Origin of the sequence: Streptomyces purpurascens (assembly GCF_045040895.1) — a bacterium.
Classification (GTDB): Bacteria; Actinomycetota; Actinomycetes; order Streptomycetales; family Streptomycetaceae; genus Streptomyces; species Streptomyces purpurascens.
Map to the genome: position 1 here is coordinate 6248761 of NZ_CP108341.1, position 12902 is coordinate 6261662.

A 12902-nucleotide genomic window follows, 5' to 3' on the forward strand; every position below is an offset into this window, starting at 1 on the left:
TGGTTTCAGAGCGTCAACTGGTAGGTGAGGAGCGTGACGTGAGTACGCACGGCAGCGGGCCGCCGTGATGCCTTGTCACGGCGGCCCGCTGGGTGTCCTTGCGGAGAGGTCGGAGCTAGTGGGCGGAGCCTGCCGTGGCGGGCGGAAGCTCCACCTGGACCCCTGGGTCGCCAGCGTCGGCCGTGTAGTCCTCCGGCTTGGTCTCGTCGATGCCGTCGGGGGCCTTGAGGGCCTTCAGGACGAAGGTGAGGACCACCGTCACCACCACGTTCAGGACGAACGCCGTGAGGCCGATGTAGCCGATCTCACCGATGCCGGGGATCTCCTTCGAGGAGCCGCCGAAGTGCTTCTGGGTCGGCGAGGCGACCCCGTACGCGGCGGCCGTGCCGTAGATCATGCCGACCGCCCAGCCCGCGAGCAGCGCCCAGCGGTGGAACCAGCGGGTGAACAGGCCGCCGACCAGGGCCGGGAAGGTCTGCAGGATCCAGATGCCGCCGAGCAGCTGGAAGTTGATGGCGACGGTCTTGTCCATGGTGAGGACGAAGGCCAGCGCGCCCACCTTCACCAGCAGGGAGACCAGCTTGGAGACCTTGGTCTCCTGCTCCGGCGTGGCGTCCGGCTTGAGGAAGTCCTTGTAGATGTTGCGGGTGAAGAGGTTCGCTGCCGCGATGGACATGATGGCCGCCGGCACGAGCGCTCCGATGCCGATCGCCGCGAAGGCCACGCCGGCGAACCAGTCCGGGAACATCGTCTCGAACAGCTGCGGGATCGCCAGCTGACCGTTCTGCACCTTGATCCCGGCCGCGATGGCCATGAAGCCGAGCAGCGCGAGCAGGCCCAGCATCAGCGAGTACAGCGGCAGGATCGTGGTGTTGCGGCGGATCACCTCACGGCTGCGCGAGGACAGCGTGGCCGTGATCGAGTGCGGGTACATGAAGAGCGCGAGCGCCGAGCCGAGCGCCAGCGTGGCGTACGTCCACTGCCCCGCCTCCGGCGGTACCAGCGCACCGCGCGGCGCGCCCGTCGCCGGGTTGGTCTGGCTGTACGCGTCGCCCGCCTTGGCGAAGATCTCGTCGAAGCCGCCCAGCTTGATCGGGATGTAGATGATCGCCACCGCGATGACGATGTAGATCAGGGTGTCCTTGACGAAGGCGATCAGCGCCGGGGCACGCAGGCCCGACGAGTACGTGTAGGCCGCCAGCACGCCGAACGCGATCAGCAGCGGCAGGTCCTTGATGAACCAGTTGGTGTCCTCGCCGCCGCCGACGCCCATCACGTCCAGCACGGCCTGGATGCCGACGAGCTGGAGCGCGATGTACGGCATCGTCGCGAGGATGCCGGTGACGGCCACGGCCAGCGACAGGCCCTTGGAGCCGAAGCGGCCGCGCACGAAGTCGGACGTCGTCACGTACCCGTGCTTGTGGGACACGGACCACAGGCGGGGGAGGAAGGTGAAGATCAGCGGGTAGACCAGGATCGTGTACGGCACGGCGAAGAAGCCGGCCGCGCCCGCCGCGTAGATCGCCGCCGGTACGGCCACGAAGGTGTACGCCGTGTACAGGTCACCGCCGAGCAGGAACCACGTGACCCAGGTGCCGAACGACCGGCCGCCCAGGCCCCACTCGTCGAGGCTGTTCTCGTTCTCGGCCCTGCGCCACCGCGAGGCCAGGAAGCCCATGACCGTGACGAGCAGGAAGAAGAAGATGAAGACGGCGAGTGCGACGCCGTTCACGCCGTCCTTCACCGCGTACCTCCCCGACGGGCGCGCTGGTCACGCTGCCACAGCTTGTAGGCGGTCATCGTCAGCGCGGTGGAGATGAGCACCCACGCCATCTGGTACCAGTAGAAGAACGGGATGCCGATGAAGGCCGGGTCGGTCTTGGCGTACGAGCCGACCCACAGCATGGCCACGAAGGGCGCTATCAGGCAGAGGGCGATGACGACGCGCATCGGCGTCACCACCGGCTCTCTACTGGCTTCTGGGGCTTGCGACATCAGGCGGCTCCGTCCCCTCAGTGATCACCTGTGTAATGCGCAGGCAATCTAGGTCAGGGTGCGGCGGGAGCGGAACCCCTCGTCCGCAATGCGGTACCCAATAGAAACCCGGGCTCACCAGCGGTCCGCGGCGTGCGCTACTCGAGAGGCCGCTTCAGTCGGGCCACGAACTTGTACCGGTCCCCCCGGTACACCGACCGCACCCACTCCACCGGCTGCCCGTCCCGGTCCAGCGAGTGCCGGGACAGCATCAGCATGGGCAGGCCGACGTCCGTGCCGAGCAGGCCGGCCTCGCGCGGGGTGGCCAGCGATGTCTCGATGGTCTCCTCGGCCTCCGCGAGGTGGACGTCGTAGACCTCGGCGAGCGCGGTGTACAGGGACGTGTACTTCACCAGCGACCGCCGCAGCGCCGGGAAGCGCTTGGCGGACAGATGGGTGGTCTCGATGGCCATCGGCTCGCCGTTGGCCATGCGCAGCCGCTCGATGCGCAGCACGCGTCCGCCCGGCGCGATGTCGAGCAGGCCGGCGAGACGGTCGTCGGCGGTGATGTAGCCGATGTCCAGCAGCTGCGAGGTGGGTTCGAGGCCCTGGGCGCGCATGTCCTCGGTGTAGGAGGTCAGTTGCAGCGCCTGGGAGACCTTCGGCTTGGCGACGAACGTGCCCTTGCCCTGGATGCGCTCCAGACGGCCCTCGACGACCAGCTCCTGCAGCGCCTGGCGCACGGTCGTGCGCGAGGTGTCGAACTCCGCGGCCAGCGTGCGCTCGGGCGGTACCGGAGTGCCGGGCGCCTGCGTGTCCGTCATGTCGAGCAGGTGCTTCTTCAGGCGGTAGTACTTGGGCACGCGTGCGGTACGGACGGGCGCCCCGTTCTCGTTCTCCGCACTGCTGACGTCGGTGCTCATGCTCCGCCTTCCCGGCTCGGTCCGCCGACACGATCCCACTTGTATACCGTCGGCGCCGCTTTTGGTCTAGTCCACCACGTCCAGTGGTCTACCCGAAGTATGGCGGGTGCAGTCGGCTTTTCGCTGGCTTATTACTTAAAGGTCCCTGCATATGTAGGTCGCATAACGGCTGGTCAGAGCCTTATCGGGACTCTTGACAGGTCTTCTGGTCCAAGCCAAGCTCCTCCCTACTGGTCTACACCAATGGTCCAGGCCCGGCCCCACGTTCACTGCGGGGAGCCAGGGGGGTTGTGGGCATCCCTGAGGAGGGTGGCGTGAAGCGCAAGCTGATATCCGCGATCGGTATCGCGGGCATGATGGTCTCCATCGCGGCGTGCGGGGGCGAGGGCGGTGGTTCGGACAAGGGCGGCGCGGACGCCAAGGAGCTGACCGTCTGGCTCACCGTCGACGCCCAGAACAACTGGCCGCAGCTGGTGAAGGCCGCCGACGCCGCGGTGCAGAAGAAGCACCCCGGGCTCAAGATCAACCACGAGTACTACGGCTGGCCCGACAAGAACGCCAAGCTCGACGCCGTCCTCGCCACCGACAAGGCCCCCGACGTGGTCGAGATGGGCAACACGGAGATGCTCGGCTACATGGTCAAGGGCGCCTTCGCTCCCCTGGACCCGGCGAAGTTCGACAACTCCGACGCCTGGCTGGACGGCCTCAAGGCCTCGGTCACCTACGAGGACAAGACCTATGGCGTCCCGTACTACGCCGGCGGCCGCGTCGCCAACTGGCGCAAGGACATCGCGGCTTCGGTCGGTGTGAAGACGCCCCCGAAGACGTACAAGGAGCTGACCGCCGCCCTGGACAAGATCCAGAAGAAGGAGGGCGGCAAGTACAACGCCTGGTACCAGCCGACCCGCGACTGGTACGCGGCCATGTCCTTCGTCTACGACGCCGGCGGCGCCATCGCCACCGAGTCGGGCGGCCAGTGGAAGGCCAGCCTCTCCTCGCCCGAGTCCCTCAAGGGCCTGACGGAGTTCAAGAACGTCGTCGACTCGTACATGCACGGCGACAAGACCAAGGACGAGTCCGACCGCTACATCGTCTACGGCCAGGGCAAGTCCGCCATGATCTTCGCCGCCGCCTGGGAGGGCGCGACCGCCGAGGACCCGAAGAACGACAAGACCGGCAAGCTCAAGGGCAACCTCGAGAACTTCGTGATGCCCGGCCCGTCCGGCAAGAACATGCCCGTCTTCCTGGGCGGCTCCGACCTCGCCGTGCCGGTGAAGTCCGACGCGCAGGACCTGGCCGCCGAGTGGATCAACGCGTACACCGGCTCCTCCGGGCAGAAGGGCCTGATGGCCAAGGGCAACCTGCCCAACAACAAGACCGACCTCGCGACGCTGAAGAACGACCCGGCGACGGCGGTCCCCGCCACCGCGGCCGAGTCCAACTGGTTCGTCCCGATGGCCCCCGGCTGGGGCCAGGTCGAGAAGGCGCAGATCCTGCAGACCATGCTGCAGAGCATCGGCACCGGCAAGAAGTCGGTCGAGGCCGCCGCCAAGGACGCGGACGCCGCGATCGACAAGGTCATCAACACCAAGTGACCTTCGGGCGGGGCTCCCTGTCGGCGGAGCCCCGCCGTCGTCAAGACCTGAGGGACCGCCGAGGAGCGCGCGATGAGTGCCGCAGACACCACCACCCCTGCCAAGGTGCCGCCACCGCGGCAGGCACCGCCAACCCCTGCCGACGATCCGCCACGGGTGAACCGGCCGTCGGGCGGGGCCACGGCCCCCTGGCTGCTGCTCGCGCCCTGCCTGCTGATCCTCGCCCTGGTCATGGGCTATCCGCTGGCCCGGCTGGTCACCCTGTCCTTCCAGAAGTTCGGGCAGTCCCAGCTGTGGGGCTTCCAGCCGGCCGAGTCGGTCGGGTTCGACAACTTCGCCAAAGTGCTGGGCGACGGCGAGTTCTGGGCCGTCGTCGTGCGCACCATCGTCTTCGCGGCCGGAGCCGTCGTCTTCACGATGGTGATCGGCATGGCGCTCGCCCTGCTGCTCCAGAGGGTCTCCGGCTGGCTGAAGGTGCTCATCAACATCGTGCTGGTGGCGAGCTGGGGCATGCCGGTGATCGTGGCGACCACGGTCTTCAAATGGCTCTTCGACTCGGACTACGGCGTCCTCAACGCGCTGCTCAGCAAGCTGCCCGGCGTGGAGATGATCGGCCACAACTGGTTCGCCAGCGGGCCCCAGGGCCTGGCCGTGATCATGCTGCTGGTGGTGTGGGGAGCGGTGCCGTTCGTGGTGATCACGCTCAGCGCCGGTCTCACCCAGGTCCCGAAGGAACTGGAGGAGGCGGCCCGCCTGGACGGCGCCGGCTCCTGGGGCGTCTTCCGCTACGTCACCCTGCCCGTCCTCAAGCCGATCATCGTGATGCTCACGACCCTGTCGGTCATCTGGGACATGGGCGTCTTCCCGCAGGTGTTCGTCATGCGCAACGGCCACCCCGAGCCGGAGTTCCAGGTCCTCAACACCTACTCCTACGACCGGGCGTTCGTGGTCAACGACTACGCGCAGGGCTCGGCCATCGCGCTGATCACCGTCCTGCTGCTGCTCGGCGTGGTCGCCGTCTACATGCGGCAGATGCTGAAGATCGGAGAGGTCGAATGAGCACGCTCGCCGGAGCCGGCCGCCGTAAGTCGCGGCTCGGCTGGAACCTCCTCGGCCTCCTGGTCTTCCTCGTCGCCGGCTTCCCGCTCTACTGGATGCTCAACACGGCGTTCAAACCCGCCAAGGACGCCATCGACCCGGACCCGAGCCTGCTGCCCACCGGCATCACCTTCGCCAACTTCGGCCGGGCGCTGGACATCGCCGACTTCTGGGGCCCGGTGGGCCGCAGCCTGGTGGTGTCGCTGGCGGTCGTCGTCATCGGCATGGTCGTCGGGCTGCTGGCCGCGCTCGCCATCTCCCGGTTCGCCTTCCGCGGCCGGAAGATCGTGATCGTGGGCATCCTGGCGGTCCAGATGGTCCCGCTGGTCGCCATGATCATCCCGGTGTTCCTGCTGCTCAACGACCTGGGCCAGTACGACCGGCTGACCGGCCTCATCATCACCTACCTGACCTTCATCCTCCCGTTCACGGTGTGGACGCTGCGCGGCTTCATCGTCAACATCCCGAAGGAACTGGAGGAGGCGGCCATGGTCGACGGCTGCTCCCGCACGGGCGCCTTCCTCCGGGTCGTCTTCCCGCTCCTGGCCCCCGGCATGGTCGCCACCTCGGTCTACGGCTTCATCCAGGCCTGGAACGAGTACCTCTACGCCCTGATGCTGCTCAGCCAGAAGAACCAGACCGCGACCGTCTGGCTCGGCAACTTCACCACCAAGCACGGCACCGAATACGCCCCGATGATGGCCGGCGCCACGATGATGGCCGTGCCCATCGTCGCCCTCTTCCTCCTCGTCCAGCGCAAGATGGCCGCGGGCCTGACCGCGGGCGCCGTGAAGGGATGACCCCACCCGATGACGACACTCGCCAGCGGTGCCGACACGCTCACGCGTGACGCCCTGACGGTTCTCCAGCCCGGCTTCACCGGCACCACCGCCCCCGACTGGCTGCTGCGCCGGCTCGGTGAGGGCCTCGCCTCCGTCGGCCTGTTCGGCCGCAACATCGCCTCGCCCGGCCAACTGGCCGCGCTCACCGCGCAACTGCGGGCCGAGCGCGACGACGTGCTGGTCGCGATCGACGAGGAAGGCGGTGACGTGACCCGCCTGGAGGTGCGGTCCGGCTCCTCCTTCCCGGGCAACCACGCGCTCGGCGCGGTCGACGACGTCGAGCTGACGCGAGCCGTCGCCCACGAACTGGGCCGCCGCCTCGCCTCCTGCGGCGTGAACCTCAACTGGGCACCCTCCGCCGATGTGAACTCCAACCCGTCCAACCCGGTGATCGGCGTCCGCTCCTTCGGCGCCGACACCGACCTGGCGGCCCGGCACACCGCGGCCTATGTGTCGGGTCTGCAGTCCGCCGGGGTCGCCGCCTGCACCAAGCACTTCCCCGGCCACGGCGACACGGCCGTCGACTCCCACCACTCCCTCCCGCGCATCGACGTCCCCGCGGACGTGCTCACCGACCGCGAACTGACCCCGTTCCGCGCCGCCATCGCCGCCGGCACCCGGGCCGTGATGAGCGCCCACATCCTGGTCCCCGCCCTGGACCCCGACCTCCCAGCCACGCTCTCCCGGCGCATCCTGACCGGCCTGCTGCGCGGCGAACTCGGCTACGACGGCCTCATCGTCACCGACGGCATGGAGATGCGGGCCATCGCCGGCACCTACGGCATCGAACGCGGCAGCGTCCTCGCCGTCGCCGCAGGTGCCGACGCGATCTGCGTGGGCGGCGGCCTGGCCGACGACGCGACCGTACTGCGCCTGCGCGACGCCCTGGTCGCGGCGGTACGCGCGGGCGAACTCCCGGAGGAACGCCTCGCCGACGCCGCGGACCGGGTACGGGCACTGGCCCGCTGGGCGGGCTCGGCAGCCCGCTCACCCGAGGACGCACACGGCGACCACATCGGCCTGCGGGCCGCCCGCCGCGCCCTCACGGTCACCGTCGCACCGGGCCTGGAGCGCCCGGAGAGCTTCAAGCCCCTCACCGAACCGCCCTACGTCGCCGCCCTCACTCCCGTCGCCAACATCGCGGTCGGCGACGAGACCCCGTGGGGCGTCGCCGCGGAACTCATCCACCTCCTGCCGGGCACCGTGACCGGCAGCTTCTCCGCCGACGCCGGCAAGGGCGGCGAGAGCGGGGAGAGTGCCGGACGGGCGGCTCTTCAGGCGGCCGGTCCGCGCCGCATCGTCGCCGTCGTCCGCGACGAACACCGCCACCCCTGGATGGCCTCGGCCCTCGACACCCTGCTGGCGGCCCGCCCCGACACCATCGTGGTCGAGATGGGCGTCCCCCAGGCCGCCCCGCGCGGCGCCCTGCACATCGCCACCCATGGCGCGGCCCGCGTCTGCGGCCGGGCGGCAGCCGAGGTGATCACCGGGCTCGCCGGGATCACGGGGTTGTAAGGCTGCATCCGAATGTAGTACTTCTTATACATGAGCGAGCAGGTGCACAACAGGTTGGCCATGGTGCGCGCCGAACGGAAGGTGTCGCGCCAGAGCCTGGCCGAGGCAGTGGGAGCCCACTACCAGACCATCGGCTACATCGAGCGAGGGCAGTACAACCCGAGCCTCGACCTGGCGCTGAAGATCTCGAAGTTCTTCAGCCTGCCGGTCGAGGCCGTGTTCTCCCTCGAACCGTTCCGCCCGCTCACGGACGAGGTCTACGGGAGGAACCAGCCATGACGACGACACGCCTGACCCGGTACGACCGGAGCATGCTGCGGCTGATGAACGACCGCCGGGGCCAGGCCTGGTACGCCACGGCGGCACGCCGGCGTCTGGCCGTCGCGGCGCACATCACCCTCACCGTGGCCATCGGCGGACTGATGACCCACTTCTTCCTCGCCGAGGGCGAGCCGCTGTGGCCCGTCGCCGTGATGGCCGTACTGCTGCTTCCCTGGATGGTCGCGACCGGCGTCATCAACGGCGCCACCAGGGGCCTGCTGGAACTGCGCGAACATGTCCTGGACGAGAGGCAGTCGGCGGAACGCACCCGGGTCCTGGCCCGCGCCCACCGCATGACGACCCTGCTCCTGGCAGCGGTGGCGGTTGCCTTGCTGATCACGGGCGGCGTCGCAGGCGACGCCCCGAAGGCCTTCGCTGCGCCCCTGCTCATCGCCGTCCTCGTCGTCCACTGGCTGATGCCGCTCTGGGTGGCCGGCCTGCGCGCCCAGGACGAGCCGGCCGAGGACGACGCACTGGAAGCCGAGGCCGCCGCGCCTGCGGCGTGACGGACGACAGGGACTCTGGCGACTGGGACTCTGACGACAGGAAGTCTGCGGACAGGCCCTAGATCCCCTGCCACTCCGGCTTGTTGACGTACGTGTGCCGGAAGTAGTCCGCGAGCTTCAGCTTCGACGCGGCGGCCTCGTCGACGACGACGGTCGCGTGCGGGTGGAGCTGGAGCGCGGACGCGGGGCACACCGCTGCGACCGGCCCTTCCACCGTCGCCGCGACCGCGTCCGCCTTGCCCTCGCCGGTGGCGAGCAGCACCAGGTGCCGGGCCTCCAGGATGGTGCCGATGCCCTGTGTGATCACGTGGTGCGGCACCTGGTCGATGTCGCCGTCGAAGAACCGCGCGTTGTCGATCCGGGTCTGCTGGGTCAGCGTCTTGATCCGGGTCCGCGACGCCAGCGACGAGCACGGCTCGTTGAACCCTATGTGCCCGTCGGTCCCGATCCCGAGCAATTGAAGGTCCACACCCCCGGCGTCCGACAGCACCTTGTCGTACGCCTCGCACGCGCCCTGCACATCCTCGGCGGTACCGTCCGGGCCCGTGAACTGGCCCATCCCGATCCCGAGTGGCTCCAGCACCTCACGCCGCAGCACCGAGCGGTACGACTCCGGATGGTCGGCGGGCAGCCCCACATACTCGTCGAGCTGCGCGATCCGCGCCCCCGCGACGTCCACGGCACCGGAGCGCGCCTTGGCCGCCAGCGCCTCGTACACGGGCAGCGGCGTCGAGCCCGTGGCCACGCCGAGCAGCGCCTCGGGCTTGCGCCGGAGCAGCTGGGCCATGGCCTCGGCGATGAGCTCGCCGCCCGCCTTGGCGTCCGGAACGATGACAACTTCCACGCTGGGCCTGCCGATCTGAAAGGAGTGCTTGCTCGACTGGGACTGGACCCCCGAGGGGCCATGTGGTTTAGACCAATCTAACAGAGCGGGGCCGCCGCTCCCAGGGTCTACGCCCTCGCTCCCGAGCGGGCGGCACGACTGTGCCGACCAGGCCTCCACCAGGTGAACAGTGCCGGTCCCGCGGGGGCGTTCTCCGGCCCGGGGGAGTGGAATGGGAGCTGCAGTCGCCCGCGCCACGGAAGGAACCCGCCATGACCGCCGCCCCACCGGACCCCCTCAGCGAACTCCCGGGCCGGACCATGGCCCGGGAGATGGCGGAGCAGCCCGCCGTCCTGCGCCGGATCCTGGCCGACGGCGCCCCCGCCGTCCGGGACGTGGCACGGCGGATCGCCGCCCGAGCACCCCGCTTCGTCCTGCTGACCGCCCGCGGCACGTCCGACAACGCCGCCCTCTACGCCAAGTACCTTCTGGAGATCCGCCTCGGCCTGCCCTGCGGACTCACCTCGATGTCCACCACCACGGCCTACGGCGCCCGGCCGGACCTCACGGACGTCCTCGTCGTCACCGTCAGCCAGTCCGGCGGCTCCCCGGACCTGGTCGCCTCGACCCGGGCCGCCCGCGAGGCCGGCGCGATCACCCTGGCCGTCACCAACAACCCCGACTCACCGCTCGCCGACGTCTCCGAGTACCACATCGACATCATGGCCGGACCGGAGAAGGCGCTCCCCGCGACCAAGACCTACACCGCCTCCCTCCTCGCGCTCTACCTGTTCGTCGAGGGCCTGCGCGGCGGCGACGGCGCGCCCGCGCAGGTCCTGCCGGACCTCGCCGAGCAACTGCTCGCCCGGCAGGACGAGGTGCGCACCCTCGCCGCCCGCTACCGCTTCGCCGAGCGCATGGTGATCACCTCACGCGGCTACGGCTACCCCACGGCCAAGGAGGCCGCCCTCAAGCTGATGGAGACCAGCTACATCCCCGCCCTCTCCTACTCCGGCGCCGATCTGCTGCACGGACCGCTCGCCATGGTCGACAACGTCTCCCCGGTCATCGCCGTCGTCACCGACGGCAGGGGCGGCGAAGCGCTCCAGCCCGTCCTCGACCGGCTGCGCGGCCGTGGCGCCGACCTGGTCGTCATCGGCCCCAGGCACCAGGTCGAACAGGCGACGGCCGGCTTCGTCCTGCCGACGGACGGTGTGGCCGAAGAGGTCCAGCCCGTCCTGGAGATCATCCCCCTCCAACTCCTCGCCTACGAGGTCACCATCGCCCGCGGCCAGGACCCGGACGCGCCTCGTGCCCTGGCGAAGGTGACGGAGACGCGATGAACCACGGGAGAGTCGGGGGCGCCTGGGGAGCGCCCTCAGGCCTGATCACCGTCGTGTGAGCCCGGCCTCGTCTACGTGAGCGAACCCCCCGTCACATCCACCCAGCTCCCCGTCACCCACCGGCCCTCGTCCGAGGCCAGGAACGCCACCACGTCCGCGACCTCGGCGGGCTCGCCCACTCCGCCCAGTGCCGACAGCGCCGCGGCCTTCGCCCAGCCGTCGGCACTTCCATGGAGCAGCTCGGCCGTGTTGTCCGTCTCGATGATCCCCGGCGCCACCGAGTTCACCGTGATGCCCCGAGGGCCCAGCACCTTGGACAGGTCCCGAGAGAGGACGTCCAGTGCGCCCTTCGTCATCGCGTACGCCATGTTGTCCGGCATCGCCGCCGTCCGGGCCAGGCCCGACGAGATGTTGACGACCCGGCCGCCGTCCCGCAGTCGTGTCATGCCGTGCTTGAGGATGAAGAACGGCGCCTTCACATTGACCGCGAAGACCTGGTCGTACTCCCGCTCGCCCAGTTCCCCGATCGGTCGCGTGTTCCCGATCCCCGCGTTGTTCACCAGGATGTCGAGCCCGTCCGCGTGCCGGTCGAACTCCTCCCACAGGGCCTCGGCGTCGCCCGGTACTCCGAGCTCCACGCCCACCGTGAACGCCGAGCCGCCGGCTGCCTCGATCGCCGCGGCCGTCTCCTTCGCCGCCGCCTCGCTCCTGCCGTAGTGCACCCCGACCCGCGCGCCGTCGCGCCCCAGCCGCTCGGCGATGCCTCGCCCGATGCCCCTGCTCGCCCCTGTGACGAGTGCCGTCCTGCCCGTGAGCACGCCCATGGCGACGCCCCCTTCGCATTTTCCTAGTGGTCGCTACAGAAATGACCGTACAGCAGCCCGGCGACATTTCTCTAGTGCCCGCTATAAAATGCACCCCATGGTGAGCGACGACGACGGGACCGCGAGGGCCGCGAGGCACGGAACCGCGGACGCCCCGAGGGTGGCGAGTGCCGGAGAGAGCAAGGCCAAGAACTCCGGAGAGAACAAGGCCAAGGGCAGACCTCGCGGCCGCCCCCGCTCCTTCGATCGCGAGACCGCGCTGGAGAAGGCCCTCCTGGCCTTCTGGGAGCACGGCTACGAGGCCACGTCCGTCTCCGATCTCACCCGCGTCATGGACATCGGCGCCCCCAGCCTCTACGCGGCCTTCGGTGACAAGCGCTCCCTCTTCGAGGAGGTCGTCCGCGTCTACGGCACGGGGCACGGCTCGTTCACCGACCGAGCCCTCGCCGAGGAACCCACCGCCCGGGCCGCCGTCGAGCGCACGCTGCGCGAGGCCGCCACCGCGTACACGGAACCCGGCCACCCGCACGGCTGCCTCGTCGTCCACGCCGCCACGAACTGCTCGGACGCCGAGGTCGAGCAGTCGCTGCGGGACCGCCGCAACGCCAACATCGCCGCGTTCGAGAGCCGCGTCAGGGCCGATGTCGCCGCCGGCGTGCTTCCCTCGGGCACCGACGCCGGCGCCCTGGCCCGTCACGTCGGAGCGATGATCCAGGGCATGTCACAACAGGCGCGGGACGGGGCGAGCCGGGAGGAACTGGAGGCGGTCGCGAAAATTGCCATGACCATCTGGCCCCGCACAGGAACCCACACGGGTTAGGCTGCGTGGTGGACGTCAGTACGTCCGATTCGCGGAAGACAGAACAACAACGAACAGCCTCCAACGCATGGACACCCCCTAGTGGTCTAGTCCACAATGCGTGAGGGCGCTCGCGAAGCGCGTACAAGCCTCCGTCTTCCCCGCACAGGAGGACGGACCGAGGAACCGAGGCTCTCTGCCCTGACTGCCCCGGGTCCTCATCCTTCGGCCGACCGGGACCGCACACCCCACGGCCGATGCTGCTCCGGGCTGCGGTGCCGGGAGGGTTGAGGGTCCCTCTCAGGCGCCGCGGCCCGCGGGTGTTTCCGGGCCCGTACG

At 69.5% G+C, this 12902-nt stretch carries 13 protein-coding genes; 8 read left to right on the top strand and 5 right to left on the bottom strand.

The features are described from left to right. Positions 1–115 precede the first annotated feature (115 nt). The 3 genes from mctP to OHU35_RS28650 all read right to left on the bottom strand — a co-directional run bounded on the left by mctP (position 116) and on the right by OHU35_RS28650 (position 2897). Positions 116–1744, bottom strand: coding sequence for a monocarboxylate uptake permease MctP (gene mctP / locus OHU35_RS28640; protein ID WP_189723145.1), 1629 nt, complete (start codon positions 1742–1744; stop codon positions 116–118). Continuing rightward, positions 1741–1995 carry a DUF3311 domain-containing protein gene (locus tag OHU35_RS28645; RefSeq protein ID WP_359886500.1) on the bottom strand — a complete coding sequence of 85 codons (255 nt, stop codon included), beginning with the start codon at positions 1993–1995 and terminating at the stop codon, positions 1741–1743. Before OHU35_RS28645 ends, mctP begins: the two co-directional genes overlap by 4 nt. A gap of 137 nt (positions 1996–2132) precedes the next feature. Further along, entirely contained in the window at positions 2133–2897 is a 765-nt protein-coding gene (locus tag OHU35_RS28650; RefSeq protein ID WP_189723147.1) for a GntR family transcriptional regulator, read from the bottom strand. 314 nt (positions 2898–3211) lie between these two features. Here OHU35_RS28650 and OHU35_RS28655 point away from each other — a divergent pair, with 314 nt between their 5' ends. The 6 genes from OHU35_RS28655 (at position 3212) to OHU35_RS28680 (ending at position 8774) form a co-directional block, all read left to right on the top strand. Continuing rightward, complete coding sequence (locus OHU35_RS28655) at positions 3212–4492, top strand: extracellular solute-binding protein (RefSeq protein WP_189723148.1); 1281 nt, start codon at positions 3212–3214, stop codon at positions 4490–4492. 72 nt (positions 4493–4564) lie between these two features. Then, on the top strand, positions 4565–5551 hold the full coding sequence (locus OHU35_RS28660; protein WP_405507354.1) for a carbohydrate ABC transporter permease: 987 nt from the start codon (positions 4565–4567) through the stop codon (positions 5549–5551). Further along, entirely contained in the window at positions 5548–6390 is an 843-nt protein-coding gene (locus tag OHU35_RS28665; RefSeq protein ID WP_189723150.1) for a carbohydrate ABC transporter permease, read from the top strand. The genes OHU35_RS28660 and OHU35_RS28665 overlap by 4 nt, the downstream gene beginning before the upstream one ends. Before the next feature lie 9 nt (positions 6391–6399). Then, positions 6400–7947, top strand: a complete 1548-nt coding sequence (locus OHU35_RS28670; protein WP_405507356.1) for a glycoside hydrolase family 3 protein — start codon at positions 6400–6402, stop codon at positions 7945–7947. A gap of 30 nt (positions 7948–7977) precedes the next feature. Beyond that, entirely contained in the window at positions 7978–8226 is a 249-nt protein-coding gene (locus OHU35_RS28675; RefSeq protein ID WP_189723152.1) for a helix-turn-helix transcriptional regulator, read from the top strand. Next, positions 8223–8774, top strand: a complete 552-nt coding sequence (locus tag OHU35_RS28680) for a hypothetical protein (protein ID WP_189723153.1) — start codon at positions 8223–8225, stop codon at positions 8772–8774. Before OHU35_RS28675 ends, OHU35_RS28680 begins: the two co-directional genes overlap by 4 nt. A gap of 58 nt (positions 8775–8832) precedes the next feature. Here the strand turns inward: OHU35_RS28680 and nagB are convergent, their stop codons facing one another. Continuing rightward, positions 8833–9618 (bottom strand): glucosamine-6-phosphate deaminase, encoded by a 786-nt coding sequence (nagB, locus tag OHU35_RS28685; RefSeq protein ID WP_189723154.1) that lies wholly within the window; start codon positions 9616–9618, stop codon positions 8833–8835. Between the two features lie 251 nt (positions 9619–9869). Here nagB and OHU35_RS28690 point away from each other — a divergent pair, with 251 nt between their 5' ends. Continuing rightward, positions 9870–10940, top strand: a complete 1071-nt coding sequence (locus OHU35_RS28690; RefSeq protein ID WP_405507358.1) for an SIS domain-containing protein — start codon at positions 9870–9872, stop codon at positions 10938–10940. A gap of 71 nt (positions 10941–11011) precedes the next feature. Here the strand turns inward: OHU35_RS28690 and OHU35_RS28695 are convergent, their stop codons facing one another. Further along, positions 11012–11764: an SDR family oxidoreductase gene (locus tag OHU35_RS28695; RefSeq protein ID WP_189723156.1), complete on the bottom strand. Its 753-nt coding sequence runs from the start codon at positions 11762–11764 to the stop codon at positions 11012–11014. 100 nt (positions 11765–11864) lie between these two features. Here OHU35_RS28695 and OHU35_RS28700 point away from each other — a divergent pair, with 100 nt between their 5' ends. After that, a complete protein-coding gene (locus OHU35_RS28700) occupies positions 11865–12584 on the top strand; it encodes a TetR/AcrR family transcriptional regulator (RefSeq protein WP_405509351.1) in 720 nt (239 codons plus the stop codon). Positions 12585–12902: the final 318 nt, after the last annotated feature.

Coding starts and splice junctions, on each gene's coding strand:
- OHU35_RS28670 (WP_405507356.1), top strand. CDS start 6,400: ATGACGACACTCGCCAGCGGTGCCGACACGCTCACGCGTGACGCCCTG.
- OHU35_RS28695 (WP_189723156.1), bottom strand. CDS start 11,764: ATGGGCGTGCTCACGGGCAGGACGGCACTCGTCACAGGGGCGAGCAGG.
- OHU35_RS28650 (WP_189723147.1), bottom strand. CDS start 2,897: ATGAGCACCGACGTCAGCAGTGCGGAGAACGAGAACGGGGCGCCCGTC.
- OHU35_RS28660 (WP_405507354.1), top strand. CDS start 4,565: ATGAGTGCCGCAGACACCACCACCCCTGCCAAGGTGCCGCCACCGCGG.
- OHU35_RS28680 (WP_189723153.1), top strand. CDS start 8,223: ATGACGACGACACGCCTGACCCGGTACGACCGGAGCATGCTGCGGCTG.
- OHU35_RS28645 (WP_359886500.1), bottom strand. CDS start 1,995: ATGTCGCAAGCCCCAGAAGCCAGTAGAGAGCCGGTGGTGACGCCGATG.
- OHU35_RS28665 (WP_189723150.1), top strand. CDS start 5,548: ATGAGCACGCTCGCCGGAGCCGGCCGCCGTAAGTCGCGGCTCGGCTGG.
- OHU35_RS28690 (WP_405507358.1), top strand. CDS start 9,870: ATGACCGCCGCCCCACCGGACCCCCTCAGCGAACTCCCGGGCCGGACC.
- OHU35_RS28675 (WP_189723152.1), top strand. CDS start 7,978: ATGAGCGAGCAGGTGCACAACAGGTTGGCCATGGTGCGCGCCGAACGG.